Genomic DNA, 16,663 nt, shown 5'->3' on the forward strand with positions numbered 1-16,663 from the left:
AACTTCCACCATGAGGAAACTACTATCCACTGGCCAGAAGCCCTCTGCATCGCGGACGGCTTCCACGCCCGTATTCCGGAGCCTTGGCACGCCGTGCCATTTCAGGCGACCCGGCGGCCGTGAGACGCCGCCCGCACCGCCCGCTGAAGGAGTGACAGCTCATGTCCGCACCAGCGCCGTCCCCGCTGGCCATCGTCGATGCCGAGCCCCTGCCCCGGCAGGAAGAGGTACTGACCGACGCGGCCCTCGCGTTCGTGGCCGAGCTGCACCGGCAGTTCACGCCCCGCCGTGACGAGCTGCTCGCCCGCCGCGGCGAGCGCCGCGCCGAGATCGCCCGCACCTCCACGCTGGACTTCCTGCCCGAGACGGCGGCGATCCGCGCGGACGATTCCTGGAAGGTCGCCCCGGCCCCGGCCGCGCTGAACGACCGCCGGGTGGAGATCACCGGTCCGACCGACCGCAAGATGACCATCAACGCCCTGAACTCGGGCGCGAAGGTCTGGCTCGCCGACTTCGAGGACGCGTCCGCCCCCACGTGGGAGAACGTTGTCCTCGGCCAGCTCAACCTGATCGACGCGTACACCCGCGCCATCGACTTCACGGACCCGAAGTCCGGCAAGTCGTACGCCCTCAAGCCCGCCGACGAGCTCGCCACGGTCGTCATGCGCCCCCGCGGCTGGCACCTGAACGAGCGCCACCTCCAGTTCGACGGCACCCCTGTGCCAGGCGCGCTGGTCGACTTCGGCCTCTACTTCTTCCACAACACCCAGCGCCTCATCGACCTCGGCAAGGGCCCGTTCTTCTACCTCCCGAAGACGGAGTCGCACCTGGAGGCCCGCCTCTGGAACGACATCTTCGTCTTCGCCCAGGACTACATCGGCATCCCGCAGGGCACCGTCCGCGCGACCGTCCTGATCGAGACGATCACCGCCGCGTACGAGATGGAGGAGATCCTCTACGAGCTCCGCGACCACGCCGCCGGGCTGAACGCGGGACGCTGGGACTACCTCTTCTCCATCGTCAAGAACTTCCGCGACGGCGGCCCAAAGTTCGTCCTGCCGGACCGCAACGCGGTGACGATGACCGCGCCGTTCATGCGCGCGTACACCGAACTCCTCGTCCGCACCTGCCACAAGCGCGGCGCGCACGCCATCGGCGGCATGGCCGCCTTCATCCCTTCCCGCCGCGACGCCGAGGTCAACAAGGTCGCGTTCGAGAAGGTCAAGGCCGACAAGGACCGCGAGGCGAAAGACGGCTTCGACGGCTCCTGGGTCGCCCACCCTGACCTGGTCCCGATCGCCATGGCGTCCTTCGACGCGGTCCTCGGCGAGAAGCCGAACCAGAAGGAGCGCCTGCGCGAGGACGTCGCGGTGGCCGCCGGTGACCTGATCGCCATCGACACCCTGGACACCAGGCCCACCTACGAGGGACTGCGCAACGCCGTCGCGGTCGGCATCCGCTACATCGAGGCCTGGCTGCGCGGCATGGGCGCGGTCGCCATCTTCGACCTGATGGAGGACGCCGCCACCGCGGAGATCTCCCGCTCGCAGATCTGGCAGTGGATCAACGCGGACGTGGTCTTCGAGAACGGCGAGCACGCCACGGCGGAGCTGGCCCGCAAGGTCGCGGCCGAGGAACTGGCCGCGATCCGCGCGGAGATCGGCGACGAGGCGTTCGCCGCCGGCAAGTGGCAGCAGGCCCACGACCTCCTGCTCCAGGTCTCCCTGGACCAGGACTACGCGGACTTCCTGACGCTGCCGGCGTACGAGCAGCTGGGTTGAACCGCACCGCACCGCCCGTACCGCACGGGCCGAAACGCCTGAGCCCCCCGGCAGGCACAGCGCCGGGGGGCTCAGGCGTGCGGCCGTCAGCCGGTCGCCGCCTCCATGTCCGCCTTGACGGCCGCCTCGTCGAACGAGGCGAGCACGGACTCGGGGTCGCCGCCCTTCATCACCGCCTGGCCCACGCCGGTGCGGATCGCGCCCCGGACTGCGGGCCAGGAGCGCATGTTGACCGGTGCGAACTGGGCGTTCGACAGGTACGCAAGTACCGGCGGACGGACCTGGGGTTCCTCCGGGAACGGGTGGAGAAGGAGCATCCGGGCCTGGGGGCCGACCGGTGGTACGAGTGGGCGAAGGACGACGAAGAGGATGCACAGGACGAGGACGGGTGAGCACCATCGCCCCGGCGGACCGGAACAACCCCACGTACCACCGCGCCCGGCCGCCGCGCTGGGATCTCTGGACGCCGCCGACGAGCTGAACCGCAGGCTGCGGACCTCGCGGACCGAAGTCGCCGTCGGCTCTCAACTGGAGGCACCGACACCGTCGGTGATGGACCATCAGTCGGTGCTCCTCCGGGGCGGTGCCGGGGATCGGCAAGTCGGCCGGCATGGGGCAGCCCACCGACGGCTGCACGCCCTGGCCGGAACGAGGCACTCGTGCCGGCTCGTCGCGGCACTGATCGGCCCGGACGACCCGCAGCCCCGAGGTGGGTGGAGACCGTCCGCTTCACCGACCGGGCCCGGCCGTGACGTCATGCCGCCGCCCGCCGGCCCGGGACAGCCCGCAGGGGGCTCAGTCGCCGAGGACGACACTGCGCTGGGCGGAGAAGTCGCCCCACTTCCCGTCGGGCAGCTTGGCGCGGAGCTTCATCGAGTAGCGGGTGCCGCGCGGGTCCGTGACGTGGAGGCGGTAGTTCGCCCGACCCTTGGGCGGGGTTGCGCCCCAGACGATCGTGGTGGTCAGGCGGCCACCGATGAAGAGTTGGTACGCGGGGATCTCACCGCCCGTCTCCGGCTGCTTCCAGTCCAGGTCGATGGCGTACTCCTTGCCCTGGACGCGGTTGCTGATCCGCAGGTCGGTGGGGGCGGTGCTCGCGGGGGCGCCCGGGGCGGCGGCGGTGGTGAGGTCGATGGCGTCGGTGTCCGGCGAGGAGGTGTCGGCGGCGTCGCGGGCGCGGACGGTGAAGGTGTAGACGGTGCCGGGGCGCAGGCCGGTCAGATGTGCCGTGGTCCGGGTGCCGGGCACGCTGTGGATCCGGGAGTCCTCCTGATAGATGTCGTACGAGGTGACTCCGACGTCGTCCGTCGAGGCTCCCCAGGAGAGGTTCACCGCCCGGCTGCCGTCCGCCGTGCCGCGCAGCTTCACCGGGCGGGTCGGCGGTTCGTGGTCGGCGGGGGTCGGGGCGGGTGTGGTGGCGCGGGCGGCGGCGCTCGGCGCGGAGAGGTTCCCGGCGGCGTCGCGCGCGCGGACGGTGAAGGTGTAGGTGGTCGACGCGGTCAGCCCGTCCACGTCGGTCATCACCTTGGCGGCCGGGACCGATTCGACCCGCTCGCCCTCGCGGTACACCTCGTAGCCGGTGACCGCCCTGTCGTCGGAGGCCCGCTCCCACATGACGTGCACGGAGGTGGCACTGCTCGCCTGCGCCGTCACATGGCCCGGCACCGTCGGCTTGACGGTGTCGGCCCGGGGAGCGGAGCCGCAGGCGGTGAGCGCGGCGAGGAGCAGGGCGGAGCAGGCCGACGTGACGGTTGCGTGGGGGCGTTGCACGGTCATGCCTTCCGTCCGGAAGCAATGGTCCAGACCTGTATCGCATGGCGCGGGGGGCTCCGACAAGAGGGTGGAGCGGAAGCTTCCGCAATATGGCGATGTGTACGGGCGGCCTGGGCGGGCGGCCTGCGCGCGTCGGTCGCCCGTCGGCGGGTTCCCGATGTGGCGTACGGTCGGATGATGTTGTGCATACGGGGTGTTGTGCTGCGGTGCACTGCCAGACCGCCGAGGGCACCCGCAACGCCGTACTGGCGGGCGCCGACAGCCTGGAGCACGGGATGCATCTCGACCCTGCGCTGCTGGACCGGATGGCCGCGCAGGGAACGGCGTTCGTGCCGACGCTGAGCGTGTTCGGCGCGAAGGAGGACGCGATGCGGGCACGGGAGCCGGGCGCGCGCCGTGATCTGTGGCTGGCCGGCTGGGACACCATGCTCGACAATGTGCGCGCGGCGCACGAAGCGGGGGTGGCGGTGCTGGCCGGGACGGACTCCTTCCCGTGCGGAACGGTCGCGAGCGAGATGGAGTGGCTGGTACGGGCGGGCCTTCCCGCCGACGCCGCACTCGGCGCCGCGTCCTGGACGGCGCGGGCCTGGCTCGGGCTGCCGGGCCTGGTGGACGGCGCACCCGCCGATGTCGTCGCGTACGCCACCGATCCGACGCTCGACCCCGGTGCGCTGAACCACCCCAGCCGGATCGTGCTCCGCGGACGCGTCGTGCGATGAGTCTCCCGGGCACCTGGCGATGAGTTCCGGGCGACGGAGGAGTCAGCACTGTATGGACACGTACACGGAGACAACTCCCACGATCGACCTGGAACCCGCCGCGCGGCAGATCGCCGCCCTGCTCGACGGCATCGGCGATCAGCAGCTGGACGGCCCGACCCCCTGTCCGGAGTATGCCGTGCGTGAGCTGCTCGCCCACGTGGCCGGGCTGAGCACGGCGTTCCGTGACGCGGCGCGGAAGGACTTCGGCCCGACGACCGACACCCCTGCGGACGCGGGCCTTCCGGTCCTCGGCGAGGACTGGCGCGAGACGCTGCCGCCACTGCTGGACGAGCTGGTGACGGCCTGGCGCGATCCTGCCGCCCGGCAAGGGATGACCAGGGCGGGCAGCGTGGATCTGCCGGGCGAGGTGGCGCTGCTGGTCGCGCTGGACGAGCTGGTGATCCACGGCTGGGACCTCGCCCGGTCGACCGGCCAGAAGTACGAGGGGGACGAGGCGAGCCTTCGCGCCTCGCTGGCCATGCTGACACCCAGCGACGGCAACCCCCGGCCGGACAGCATCTTCGGCCCGCCCGTCAAGGTCCCTGACGACGCGCCACTCGTCGACCGGACCATCGCGATGAGCGGCCGCCGCCCGGACTGGGAGCCCGGCGACTGAGCGGTACGCGGGGGCGCCGCTCCTCAGCTGGTGAAGAACTCCGTGATCTGGTGGGCGACCTGGTCGGGGTGGACCTCGTGCACCCGGTGGCCGCCCCCGATCGTGATCAGCCGGCAGTCCGGGATCAGGGAGGCCATCTCCTGGAGGCGCCCCTGGGGCATGGTGGACTCCGGACCGCCCGCGATCATCAGCGTCGGCGCGACGATCTCGCCGAGGCCGGCCGCCCACTCGGGGTCGGGGTCGGCCACCTCGGCCCGGATGGGAGCGACGACGGCCGGGTCGTAGTCCACCGGCCCCTCCGGCTCGGCGGCCGGCTTCGGCTCGCTCGGGAACGGCGGCGGGGTCTCCACCAGCACGAGCCGCTCCACCCGGTCCGCGTGCTCCTGGGCGAGCAGATGGGCGACGACACCGCCCATGGAGTGGCCGACCAGGCCTACCCGGTCGAGCTCGCACTCGTCCAGGAAGCCGAGGACGTCGTCCCGCATCAGCTCCAAGGAGTACTCGTCCGGCCAGTCGCTCTCGCCGTGGCCGCGCAGGTCGAGTGCGTACACCCGCCACTCCTCGCCGAGCAGGGCGGCGGCCGCCTCCCAGCTCGCGGCGGAGCCGCCGAGGCCGTGCAGCAGGACCACGGGCGAGCCGAAGGGGTCGCCCCAGGTCCGGTACGCGAGCCGTACGTCGCCGACATCCACTACAGACTGATCTTCCATACCCATGACGCTACAGGCGCACGGGCGCGGATCGTTCCGCCGCCTCCGCGGTCGCCGCCACCGGCGGGCGCCTGGCGGGCGTCCGGCTGTGTTTTCCGGATCCGGTGCCGCTCAAACCCATGATCGACGGGCGCGGGAAGCGTCCGCCCCGGTGCCTGCGCACGCCGGTGCGCAGGCCGTATGACCTGCGCCTTCAATTCCTGCCCGCAGATCGGACCCGACCCGTGACCGGCCGGTCGGCGGCTCCGTTGGGCTGATCGACGGCTCGCGCCGACGTGGGCCGGAATACGGAGGAGAGAACCATATGATGAAGAAGCTGATGCTGACCGCGGCGGTACTGACCGCCGGCCTCGGGCTGGCCGTGAGCCCCGCCGCCCAGGCCGCGCCGAGCTCCACCGCCGTGCAGGCCGTGCAGGCACCGGCCGCGGTCTGCACCGTCAACGACAACGGGGTGAACTTCCGCGGCGGGCCGGGCAGCGAGTACCCGGTCCTGGGCCAGGTGAACCGGGGCCAGAACCTCGACGCCCGCGGCAAGCAGGGCGACTGGATCATGGGGAACCTGTGGGGCGGGCCGACCGGCGTCTGGATCCACGTGGCCTATCTCGACTGCTGAGGCCGCCGCGCCGCCCACCCGCCGACCTGCACCTCGGCCCCCACTCGGGCCCCGCATCGCGCCTTTGGCGCGGTGCGGGGCCTCCCGCGTTCCAGGAGAACTTCACAACTCCCCGGCGCCGGAGGGGTGTACGGCCACCCCTCACCCTGATAGGAAAGCTTCCTAACAGACCGTCGGAACGAAGAACTCCCCTTGGAGGACTGGTGCACGCTCCCCCTAAGCGCGCCGCACGTCTCAACACCCGCTCCGTGCGCATCACGGTCATCGCGGTCGGGCTGGCCCTCACGGCCATTCCCGTCGCCGCCTACGCCGGTGCCCCCTCGCACCAGGCTGCCGGCAATCCGGCGGCGGCCCCCAGGACCGTCGCCGCGACCGGGCTGGACGATCCGGCGAAGAAGGAGATCGCCATGAAACTGGTCTCCAGCGCCGAGAACTCCTCGCTCGACTGGAAGTCCCAGTACAAGTACATCGAGGACATCGACGACGACCGCGGCTACACCGCGGGCATCATCGGCTTCTGCTCCGGCACCGGCGACATGCTCGACCTCGTCGAGCTGTACACCGAGCGCAAGCCCGGCAACATACTCGCCAAGTACCTCCCCGCGCTGCGGAAGGTCAATGGCACCCCCTCGCACAGCGGTCTCGACCCGAACTTCACCAAGGACTGGGTGAAGGCCGCCGCCGACCCGGCGTTCCAGCAGGCGCAGAACGACGAGCGGGACCGGGTGTACTTCAAGCCGGCCGTCAAGCAGGGCAAGGCCGACGGCATCGGCACGCTGGGCCAGTTCGCGTACTACGACGCCATCGTCATGCACGGTGACGGCGGCGACAGCACCGGCTTCGGCTCCATCCGCAAGCGGGCCCTGTCCAAGGCGAAGCCGCCGTCCCAGGGCGGCGACGAGGTCACGTACCTCAACGCCTTCCTCGACGCCCGCGTCTGGGCGATGAAACAGGAGGAGGCCCACGAGGACACCAGCCGGGTGGACACCGCCCAGCGGGTCTTCCTGAAGAAGGGCAACCTGAACCTGGACCCGCCGCTCGACTGGAAGGTGTACGGCGACAGCTTCCACATCGGCTGACCCGAGTGGTGGAACGCCGAGGCCGGTCCCGCCGCGTCGCGCTGCGGCTCGTGCGGGACCGGCCGTCCGGGTCGCCCGGCGTGAAGCGGCCTCCGTATCGCGAACGGCCGCCGCTTCACACGCGCGTGGTCAGTGCAGTGCCGGGGCGGAGCCGGCGCGGGTGGACGCGATCTCGTCGCCCGGTTCCATCGGCGCCGTCACGACGTCCGCGTCGCGGCCGCCGCCGATGTGGTTGAACAGGAGGTTCAGGATCACGGCCGCCACGCAGCCGGTCGAGATGCCCGAGTCCAGGATGATCTTCGCGGTCTCCGGGAACGAGTGGTAGAACTCCGGAGCGGCGATCGGGATGAGACCGACGGCCAGGGACACGGCCACGATCAGGACGTTGTTGTCCTTCTCCAGGTTGGCCTTGACCAGGGTCTGGATGCCGCTCGCCGCGACCGAACCGAAGAGCACCACGCCCGCGCCACCGAGGACGGGCCGCGGCACGACCGCGATCAGCGAGGCCGCCATCGGGCACAGCCCCATGAGGACGAGGAAGCCACCGCCCGTGGCGACGACGTACCGGCTGCGGATCTTCGTCATCGCGACGAGGCCGATGTTCTGGGCGAACGCGCTGCACATGAAGCCGTTGAAGATCGGGCTGATCGCCGAGCCGAGCGTGTCGGCGCGCAGACCGGCCGCGATGGTCTTCTCGTCGGCCGGGCGCTCCACGATCTCACCGAGCGCCAGCATGTCGGCCGTGGACTCGGTCATCGAGACGACCATGACGACGCACAGCGAGACGATCGCCGCGGCGGCGAACTTCGGGGCGCCGAAGTGGAACGGCGTGGGGAAGCCGATGATCGCCGCGTCGCCGATCGGGCTGAAGTCCGTGACGCCGAACGGGATCGCTATGAGGGTGCCGATGATCAGGCCGAGGAGTACGGCGATCTGCTTCACGAAGCCGGTGGTGAAGCGCCGCAGCAGGAGGACGACGACAAGGGTGATGCCCGCGAGGGCGAGGTAGGTCGTCGAGCCGTAGTCCTTCGCCGCCGGGTTGGGCCCCTGGGCCCAGCCGAAGGCGACCGGCATCAGCGAGACGCCGATGAGGGTGATGACCGTGCCGGTCACGACGGGCGGGAAGAAGCGCACCAGCTTGCTGAAGAAGGGGGCTGCTATGAACCCGAGGACACCGGCCACTATCACCGCCCCGAAAATGACGGGGAGCGCGTCCTCCTTGTCGTCGGTCGCGTTGGCGACCGCGATCATCGGGGCGACGCCGGCGAAGGTGACACCGTTGACGAACGGCAGCCGGGCACCGATCTTCCAGATGCCGAGCGTCTGGAGGAAGGTGGCGAGGCCCGCGGTGAAGAGACAGGCGCCGGTCAGGAAGGTGAGTTCCCTGGACGACAGGCCCACGGCCGCGCCCACGATCAGCGGCGGCGCGACGACGCCGGCGTACATGGCGGCGACGTGCTGGAGGCCGGTGGTCGCCATCTTCAGGGGCGGCAGCTTCTCGTCGACCGGATGCTTGCCTGCCGGGGTTTCGGCCCGCCCCTCGGTTTCCTCGTCGGGGGTGATGCCTTGCTTGGTGAACCTGGGCTTGGTGGCCACTGCGGCTCCTCCGGTTGTTTTCCAGTGCCTGGGCGGCACTCGCTTCAGGGAGGTGGTGCGTCGTGCAAGGACTTGCCGGTATTCGGTTGTGGGTACTGCGCCCAGGTAGTGCTGGCCGCCCCGGGACCGTGAAGCTTTGGGCCACGACCCGGGGCGGCACTTGAGCAGCCCGCTCGGCTGCTCAAGTCCGGTCGGGGGCCGTCCCCCCCCCCGACCGGAGTTCGTTGGGCGGGGGTAGCCGCCGGATCTCCGGTGCGTGCGACCGCAAGGCGCCGGAAGGTCCTCGTAGCGGAGCTACCAGGTCCTTTCGGTGACGGAGCGAGCGTGCGTGCCAGGTGCCGCGACGCCGCGCAGATCCGGCGGCCACCCCCTTAGCCCTCGGCGGCGATCCGCGCGAGGCGCTGCGCCTCCTGACGCGCATCGCGGGCGATGGCGTCCTCGTCGGCGTGCAACAGCCGTCCGTCCTCGACGACCGGCTTTCCGCCCACAAGTGAGAGCGTGACCGGGGCCGCCGCGCCGAAGACGATGGCGGTCACCGGGTCGGCGATCGAGGAGTGCCCGATGCCGTCGATCTTCCAGAGGACGAGGTCGGCGAGCTTGCCGGGTTCCAGGGAGCCGATCTCGGTGGCGCGCCCCAGGACCCTGGCCCCGCCGGCGGTGCCGAGCCTGAGCGCCTGGCGGGCGTTCAGGGCGGCCTCGCGGTGGGCGCCGAGCCGGTTGATGAGCAGCGCGTTGCGCAGCTCCGTGTGCAGTTCGCCGGACTCGTTGGACGCCGTGCCGTCCACGCCGAGGCCGACGGGTACGCCGGCCCTCAGCATGTCCGGGACGCGGGCGATGCCCGCGGCGAGGCGTGCGTTGGACGACGGACAGTGCGCGACACCCGTGCCCGTGCGGGCGAAGGCGGCGATGTCGGAGTCGTTCATGTGGACGCAGTGCGCCATCCACACGTCCTCGCCGAGCCAGCCGGTCGACTCGAAGTAGTCGGTCGGGCCCATGCCGAACAGCTCGTGGCAGAACTTCTCCTCCTCGACCGTCTCGCTGCCGTGGGTGTGCAGCCTGACTCCGAGGCGGCGCGCCAGCTCGGCGCCCTGCTTCATGAGTTCGGTGGAGACGGAGAAGGGGGAGCAGGGCGCGACGGCCACCTGGGTCATCGCCCCGAAGGAGGCGTCGTGGTGCGTGCGGACGGTCTCCTCTGTGGCGGCGAGCGCGCCGTCGAGGGTCTCGACCGCGAAGTCCGGCGGCAGGCCGCCGTCCTTGACGCTGCGGTCCATGGACCCGCGGGCGAGGGTGAACCGTACGCCCATGTCACGGGCGGCCCCGATGATGGCGCCGGACAGGTCGCCGGAGCCCTTCGGGTACACGTAGTGGTGGTCCATGGCGGTGGTGACGCCGCCGCGGGCCATCATCGCGAGCGATCCCTGTGCCGCGACGCGGGCCATCTGTTCGTCGATGCGCGCCCAGGTCGGGTACAGCGCGACCAGCCAGTTGAACAGGTTGTGGTCGGTGGCCAGTCCACGGGTGATCCACTGGTAGAAGTGGTGGTGCGTGTTGATCAGGCCGGGGGTGACCAGGTGCCCGGTGCCGTCGATGCGGCGTACGACGTCGGCCAGGTTCTCGGGGGCCCGGCCGGCGCCGACGGACTCGATGCGGTCGCCCGCGACGACGACATGGCCCGAGGCGTACTCGGTGTCGTCGGCGTCGACGGTCGCGATCGAACAGTTCTCGATGACGATGCGTTCCACATGGTCGGGGGCTGCCGATGCTGCCATGGGGCTTCCTTCTCTTTCCGGCGGTGTGGGCACGGCAGGACCCTAGGAGGATTTGAGTGCCACGGCCGTGCGGCCGTGGGTGCCGAGATGGTGGAAGAACAGGTTGAGCAGGACCGCGACGAGTGCTCCGGCGCTGATCCCGGAGCCCAGTACGGTCTGCGCCCAGGACGGGAATCCGGCGTAGAACTCGGGCGCGGCGAGCGGGATGATGCCCGAGCCGAGAGCCACGGCGACCAGGATGATGTTGGAGCTGTCGTCGAGTCCGGCCTCGGAGAGGGTGCGGATGCCGCTCACCGCGATCGAGCCGAACAGGACGATGCCGGCGCCGCCGAGTACGGGCATCGGCACCGTGGAGACCACCGCGCCGAGCACCGGGAAGACACCGAGGACCAGGAGCGCGCCTCCCGCGGCGGCGACGACGTAGCGGCTGCGCACCTTGGTCAGTGAGACGACGCCGACGTTCTGGGCGAAGGCGGAGGTGGGAAAGCCGCCGAAGACGGGGCCGAGCAGGGTGGCGATGCCGTCGGTGCGCAGGCCCCGGGTGATGGTCCTGCCGTCGGTCTCGCGGTCGCAGATCTCGCCGATGGCGAGCATTCCGGCGCTGGACTCCGTCATCAGGACGAGCGTCACCAGGCAGAGCGAGATGACCGCAGCGGGCTGGAACTCGGGCGCGCCGAACGCGAAGGGCGTCGGCAGCGCGGTGACCGGGGCGGAGCGCAGCGCTCCGAAGTCCGCCATGCCGAACGGGACCGCGGCCAGAGTTCCGATCAACAGGCCGAGCAGAAGGGCCACTTGCTTGACGAATCCGCGACCGAAGCGCTGGATGAGCAGGATGACCACGAGCGTGAAGGCGGCGAGTGCCAGGTACTTCATGCCGCCGAAGTCGGCGGCGGTCTTGTCGCCGCCCTGTGCCCAGGCGACCGGCACCGGCATCAGGGTCACGCCGATGAGCGTGATGACGACGCCTGTGACCAGCGGCGGGAAGAAGCGCAGGAGCTTGCCGAAGAAGGGTCCGATGGCGAGACAGAAGACGCCGGCGGCCATCACCGCACCGTAGACGGCGGGGAGCTGGTCCCCCTTGGCGTTGGTCTCGGCGATGGCGAGCATCGGCGCGATTCCGGCCGAGGAGGCGGCGTTGACGAAGGGCAGCCGGTTGCCGACGAAACCCTTGACGCCGAGGGTCTGCAGGAGGGTGGCCACACCTGCGATGAGCAGGCTCGCGGCGATGAGCCGGGTCTGGCCCGCGGTGTCGAGGTGGACGGCCTGGCCGATGATGAGCGGGGGCGTGACCACTCCCGCGTACATGGCGGCGACGTGCTGGAGCGCGGCCGGCACGAGCCGCGAGGGGTGGAGCTTCTGGTCGACCGGGTGGACCTCTGATCCTTCCGGCCGGGTGGAACACGGGCCTTCTGCCGGCCCTTTTGCAGGCGTTGCCATGGCTAGCTGTTCCCTCCGGTGTGGCGCATCTCCGCCGACCGCGGTCGGCGGAGATGCGCGCCCCCGCGTCAGAGGTTGGTCATGTCGACCGGGATGTGCGGCTCGCAGCCGTCGCGCAGGATGGTGGCCTCGATCAGGCCGTAGGGGCGGTCGGCGGCGTAGTACACGGCGCCGTCCTTGGCTTCGTTCTCCAGGCCGAAGGCGGAGAGGTCCTGCCGGAAGTGGTGCTTGTTGGGCGCGGAGAAGCGGATCTCGTCGATCTCGCTCCGGCTGTTGATGACCCGCGAACCCATCTGGTACAGCGTCTGCTGGAGCGAGAGCGAGTACGTCTCCACGAACGCCTGCAGGATGTGCTTCTTGGCCTGCTCGTAGGACTTCTCCCACTGCGGCATGCGCTGCTCGTCCGAGGTCCAGTTGTGCCGCCACCACGTCGACAGGGACGTGGCGAGGATGCGGTCGTAGTCCTCCTGGAGCGTCGTGTACTTGTCCTTGATGAAGCCCCAGAACTCGGAGTTCGTGGAGTTCATCACGGTCAGGTCCTTGAGCCCGGACAGGACTTCGAACTTCGCCTCCCCGTCACCTTCGGCGGAGTACGTGATCTGCGCGAGGCGGGTCTCCTGCCCCTTGCGTACGAAGGAGTGCTGGACCTCGTCGGCGCCGATGAACCTGGAGTTGCCGTCGGAGCCGGCGATGCGCTCCCAGGCGTACTCCTCGATGCGGATGCGCGCGCGGTGGATCGAGGGCTGACTGTCCACGAAGTGCCGGGCGAGGTGGATGCCGTACTGCTCGGCCGACTCGATGCCGTATTCCTTGGCGAACGCGAAGCAGGTGTTCTTCGTGGTGTCCGTCGGAAGGCAGTTGGCGTTCGAACCGTTGTAGTGGACGTCGTTCAGTTCGCCGGAGAGGGCGACGGAGACGTTCAGGTCCTTGATGTGGTGGGTGTCGCCGTCCCTCGTGATCTTGACGACGCGGTTCTCTGCTTTGCCGTACTGGTTCTGGCCGAGAATCACAGGGCGGGTGTGGCGGGGGTTGTCTGTCATGTCTGCTAGCTCCCTCGGTAAACGGAGTAGCCGAACGGGTTGAGCAGCAGCGGTACGTGGTAGTGCTCGCCCGGGACGACGGCGAAGGTGATCGCCACTTCCGGGAAGAAGGCACCGCTGTCCCTTGCGCGGGGGGCGTCCTGCTGCGCCTCGGCTTGCTTCTTGGCTGCGAAGTACGCCTCGGTCTCGAAGTCGAGACGTACATGGGTGGTGCCCTCCGGCAGCGCCGGCAGGTCCTTGCATCGCCCGTCCGCGTCGGTCGCGGATCCGCCGAGTGCCGTCCACGGTGCGTCGCTGCCGCTGCGGGCTGCGAGCGTGATGGCGACGGCCGCGGCGGGGCGGCCGATGCTGGTGTCCAGGATGTGGGTGGACACCGATGCGGTGGTGTCGGTGCTCAAGACCGTCACTCTCCTTCGGTTACGAGACGGGTAAGCCGGATGCGGTTGATCTTGCCCAGCTCGGTGCGCACGTTTCCGCGCTCCTGCTCGGGCGAGTTCCCGATCCGGGACTTCACCGCGTCGCGCATCTGCTCGCCGGTGGCTCCGGTGGCGCAGATCAGGAAGACATGTCCGAACCGCTCCTGGTAGGCCAGGTTCAGTTCGAGCATCTCGGCCTTGAGTTCCTCGGTGGCGCCGGCCATCCCCCGCTGTTCGCGGGAGGAGGTCGGGTCCCCGGGCTTCGGGCGGCCGATCGGCGGGTGACCGGCCATCGCGTCGGCCAGATCCTGAGTGGTCAGCGCGGCCGTGGCGGCGTCACTGGCACTGAGGAGGGCTTCCGCGGTGGTGTACGGGCGTCGGGAGAGGATCGCTCTTGCCCATGCCGCGCTGGCGCACACCTCGTGCAACGCGGTGGTGGCCTCGTCGTCCGCCAGGGTGTTGAACCGGGCGAGGCCCGGTGTGGTGCTCGAAGTCACGGGAGCCTCCGTGGCTGTTTTCGCTGTGCGTTTTTCGCTTCGCGTCGGTCGGGCTGCGGATAGCTAACGCCCTCCGCAACACCACGTCAACACTTTGTTGAAATTACGCGAACGCAAAAAGCCGCCGCCCGGTGCTCCGGACGACGGCCCTCCGCGGTCTTGTGCGGCCTTCGCTCACCTACCGCCTCAACTACTCGCCTTTGGCGGCATTTTCCCTGTTCAGGTAGTTGTGACATCCGGAACCTCGCAGGCTCTACATGTGGATATGCGCAGGTGGATAGCCACGTATCGCCGCCATGCCGTGCGATCCACAACGACGGATCAGCCTCGAAGTCCACATAGCATCCACAACACCGTCACACGCCTGGGTAACCCGAAGGGGTGAGGGGCGGCCGGACCTGTTCCGCTTACGCGGGCCCGAACCTAAGATCTTGACCCCGGGGAGGGTGCGCACCTGTGCGCAGTCCCTGATGCGCCCCCATGCGTAGACCGGTGGGGACGATGGTCGACGGGACGCCTTGACCGAGCCATGGCGTCAGCGCCCGAAGCGCGGATGCACTACGCGCCCCGAGCACCCGTCGCGACGAAGCGCGACGCTGCGTGGCGCGAAATTCCCACGCCTGCGAAAGTCGGCCGGACCGGCCTACAGATCAAGATCACATAAAGCATGCCTGCATAGGCTGACTCATGATCGTCCGCAGTCGACCGTTTATCGAGTGCCTCGCGACCCCGAACCCGACTGGATCCTTGAGCAGCGGCGGATCATCGGCAACCGAGTCCGGGCGCATCGCATCCACGCCAACCTCACACAGGAGAGACTGCGTGACCTTTCGAGCGTAGAGCGGCTCACTATCCAGCGGATTGAATCCGGCGCCACAGACGCGCGCATCGGATGGCTGCTCCGCATCGCCAAGGCGATGGACATACACATCCGCGACCTCCTCGACGGGTAATACCCCCGCCCGTCTCGCTGGCTCCACCTCGCTCGACGGACGGGGCGTTCTGGTGCCCCTGACCTGGTTTCGACCGATAGTTGCGGGCGAAGTGCCCACGCTGTCGCGCATACGCCAGGGATGACACTAGCCGTTCCTACGAAGGCATGTTCGGTTTATGGCCCTCGTAGCACGGCCCCGCCCAAACCTCGGTGTCGAGGACATGGGCCCCGAGCCGGTCGCGGATGATCCCGACGCTGATCGCGCCGACCGTGAGGGGCTGCTTGCACCAGATGCAGGCGCGGCCCTGAGCCTGCGCCCACGTCAACCTCCCCGGATCGGGCAACGGCCAGGACGCCTGTCGACCAGCCACGGCCGTCATAACGCCTGCCCCTGTTCGCGCCTGGCGCAGGCCGCGGTGTCCGAGCAGGCCCGCGGGAACCAGCTGTAGGCGGCGCCTCCCTCTGGTCGGGCCCGCTTCTCGCCGAGGTCCTGGTCCTCGCCGACGGTGAGAGCAGTCCCGCACCAGACACAGGACCATCCGCGCTGCTGCTGCTCGGTCAGATCGCTGACTGGCGGTAAGTCCCTCACGGTCATGGCGTCCCCGGCTCGTCGTTGATCAGCTGAGACCAGCGTGATGGGCAGGGAAGGGCTCAACGCTCACAGATTCGTGAGCGTTGGCAGGTCAGCCTGTGAGCGCTACAGGCCGATCCAGGCAGCCATGTGCCCGAGGGTGTCCGGGGTGCGGCGCGAGATGTGCACCAGGCCCTTGATGGTCTCGCGGGCGCCAGGGTGGTACCGGGTCTGCTCAGGCGCCGTGTGCCGGGCGTCGATGATGCTGCCGAGCGCTGCCTCCGTCCGGCCGGTCTCCATCTCGGATCGAGCCCGGTCGATAAGGAAGTGGGCACGCCGAGATGTCGCCAAGGCTGGCGGTAGGTTGATTCGCCGGGCCTGAGTGAGGGCTTCGTCGTACTGCCGCATCTCGACGGCCGCCGACATGCGGTGCAGGGCCACGTTCGTCGGGCCGAAGGAAAGCCAGTGGATTTCGGAGGCGTCTCCGGTCTGCTCGGCGCAGGCGCGGGCTTCGGCGATGTGGGTGTCAACCGCGGTCTGCTGGTCAGCGCGGGCTGCGATGACGGATGCCCCGAGGTGGAGTTGCCCGGTGACGGCCATAGCCTCCCGAGTCTGCTCGGCTGCGCCGACGATGCCGTGGCCGGCGGTGACGAGGCGCTGCCCGATCGTGTACTCGCCCTCCCGGAAGTACACCAGGGCTCGCATGTACTGGCGGATCGCGGCGAGACACGGATCGGATGCTCGGTGGGCCGCCCAGTCCATCCGGTCGAGGGCCACACTGGAGAGGTCGTAGTAGCCGAGCTTCACCGAGATGTCATGGGCAGTGCGGTACGTCGAGGCGAGGGCCCGCCATAGCTCGGTCGACTGCGCGCGCCAGGCCGCGGTGGTGAGTTCCGCGATCGTGGCGGGCAGCAGCCTGGCGGCCTTCCGTAGGTGTGTGGCCCTCACCTGGGCGCACAGTTCCTCGGCGCTCGCGATTACTGAGGTTTTCAGGGTGGAGTCGGTGGTACGAGGGTCAGACCGGTGGCGGTGAGGCAGCCGTTGATCAGGTGGGGCCGGAGCTGGATCCTGCG

Annotated in this window: 16 protein-coding genes and 1 pseudogene; 6 read left to right on the top strand and 11 right to left on the bottom strand. The window is 69.6% G+C overall.

All coding sequences use genetic code 11. The features are described 5' to 3' along the window. The first annotated feature begins 161 nt into the window (after window positions 1–161). Entirely contained in the window at window positions 162–1,781 is a 1,620-nt protein-coding gene (aceB, locus tag ACIRJP_RS28190) for a malate synthase A (protein WP_404179789.1), read from the top strand. Window positions 1,782–1,867: 86 nt separating this feature from the next. Here the strand turns inward: aceB and ACIRJP_RS28195 are convergent, their stop codons facing one another. Beyond that, window positions 1,868–2,098: a hypothetical protein gene (locus ACIRJP_RS28195; RefSeq protein ID WP_404179792.1), complete on the bottom strand. Its 231-nt coding sequence runs from the start codon at window positions 2,096–2,098 to the stop codon at window positions 1,868–1,870. A gap of 478 nt (window positions 2,099–2,576) precedes the next feature. Continuing rightward, window positions 2,577–3,557, bottom strand: a complete 981-nt coding sequence (locus ACIRJP_RS28200) for a fibronectin type III domain-containing protein (protein WP_404179795.1) — start codon at window positions 3,555–3,557, stop codon at window positions 2,577–2,579. A gap of 203 nt (window positions 3,558–3,760) precedes the next feature. Here ACIRJP_RS28200 and ACIRJP_RS28205 point away from each other — a divergent pair, with 203 nt between their 5' ends. Together ACIRJP_RS28205 and ACIRJP_RS28210 are read left to right on the top strand one after the other, a co-directional pair. Next, window positions 3,761–4,273 (top strand): amidohydrolase family protein, encoded by a 513-nt coding sequence (locus ACIRJP_RS28205; RefSeq protein ID WP_404179798.1) that lies wholly within the window; start codon window positions 3,761–3,763, stop codon window positions 4,271–4,273. Between the two features lie 52 nt (window positions 4,274–4,325). Further along, a complete protein-coding gene (locus ACIRJP_RS28210; protein ID WP_404179801.1) occupies window positions 4,326–4,931 on the top strand; it encodes a TIGR03086 family metal-binding protein in 606 nt (201 codons plus the stop codon). Window positions 4,932–4,954: 23 nt separating this feature from the next. Here ACIRJP_RS28210 and ACIRJP_RS28215 read toward each other — a convergent pair whose 3' ends face one another. Continuing rightward, window positions 4,955–5,638: an alpha/beta fold hydrolase gene (locus tag ACIRJP_RS28215; protein ID WP_404179803.1), complete on the bottom strand. Its 684-nt coding sequence runs from the start codon at window positions 5,636–5,638 to the stop codon at window positions 4,955–4,957. A gap of 304 nt (window positions 5,639–5,942) precedes the next feature. Between ACIRJP_RS28215 and ACIRJP_RS28220 the strand changes: the two genes are divergently transcribed. After that, window positions 5,943–6,251 (top strand): SH3 domain-containing protein, encoded by a 309-nt coding sequence (locus tag ACIRJP_RS28220; RefSeq protein ID WP_404179806.1) that lies wholly within the window; start codon window positions 5,943–5,945, stop codon window positions 6,249–6,251. 203 nt (window positions 6,252–6,454) lie between these two features. Then, entirely contained in the window at window positions 6,455–7,330 is an 876-nt protein-coding gene (locus tag ACIRJP_RS28225; protein WP_404179809.1) for a chitosanase, read from the top strand. A gap of 129 nt (window positions 7,331–7,459) precedes the next feature. Here ACIRJP_RS28225 and ACIRJP_RS28230 read toward each other — a convergent pair whose 3' ends face one another. From ACIRJP_RS28230 to uraD, 6 genes are all read right to left on the bottom strand, one after another. Further along, window positions 7,460–8,926, bottom strand: a complete 1,467-nt coding sequence (locus tag ACIRJP_RS28230; RefSeq protein ID WP_404179812.1) for a nucleobase:cation symporter-2 family protein — start codon at window positions 8,924–8,926, stop codon at window positions 7,460–7,462. 371 nt (window positions 8,927–9,297) lie between these two features. Continuing rightward, complete coding sequence (locus tag ACIRJP_RS28235; protein WP_404179815.1) at window positions 9,298–10,695, bottom strand: 8-oxoguanine deaminase; 1,398 nt, start codon at window positions 10,693–10,695, stop codon at window positions 9,298–9,300. A gap of 42 nt (window positions 10,696–10,737) precedes the next feature. After that, entirely contained in the window at window positions 10,738–12,132 is a 1,395-nt protein-coding gene (locus ACIRJP_RS28240) for a nucleobase:cation symporter-2 family protein (RefSeq protein WP_404179818.1), read from the bottom strand. Window positions 12,133–12,200: 68 nt separating this feature from the next. Next, the gene (gene pucL / locus ACIRJP_RS28245; protein WP_404179821.1) at window positions 12,201–13,172 is read right to left on the bottom strand and encodes a factor-independent urate hydroxylase; all 972 of its coding nucleotides are present in this window, start codon (window positions 13,170–13,172) and stop codon (window positions 12,201–12,203) included. 5 nt (window positions 13,173–13,177) lie between these two features. Next, entirely contained in the window at window positions 13,178–13,570 is a 393-nt protein-coding gene (gene uraH / locus ACIRJP_RS28250) for a hydroxyisourate hydrolase (RefSeq protein WP_404179824.1), read from the bottom strand. Window positions 13,571–13,575: 5 nt separating this feature from the next. After that, entirely contained in the window at window positions 13,576–14,085 is a 510-nt protein-coding gene (uraD, locus tag ACIRJP_RS28255) for a 2-oxo-4-hydroxy-4-carboxy-5-ureidoimidazoline decarboxylase (RefSeq protein ID WP_404179827.1), read from the bottom strand. 716 nt (window positions 14,086–14,801) lie between these two features. Here uraD and ACIRJP_RS28260 point away from each other — a divergent pair. Continuing rightward, window positions 14,802–15,038, top strand: a complete 237-nt coding sequence (locus ACIRJP_RS28260) for a helix-turn-helix transcriptional regulator (protein WP_404179830.1) — start codon at window positions 14,802–14,804, stop codon at window positions 15,036–15,038. A gap of 357 nt (window positions 15,039–15,395) precedes the next feature. On the opposite strand, the gene ACIRJP_RS28265 is transcribed toward ACIRJP_RS28260, so the two are convergent. Both ACIRJP_RS28265 and ACIRJP_RS28270 read right to left on the bottom strand, forming a co-directional pair. Beyond that, window positions 15,396–15,614: a hypothetical protein gene (locus ACIRJP_RS28265; protein WP_404179833.1), complete on the bottom strand. Its 219-nt coding sequence runs from the start codon at window positions 15,612–15,614 to the stop codon at window positions 15,396–15,398. Window positions 15,615–15,716: 102 nt separating this feature from the next. Beyond that, window positions 15,717–16,559: pseudogene (locus ACIRJP_RS28270) on the bottom strand (transcriptional regulator); the annotation flags it as partial. Window positions 16,560–16,663: the final 104 nt, after the last annotated feature.

The organism is Streptomyces sp. NPDC102437 (assembly GCF_044765565.1).
In the GTDB taxonomy this organism is placed as follows: Bacteria; Actinomycetota; Actinomycetes; order Streptomycetales; family Streptomycetaceae; genus Streptomyces.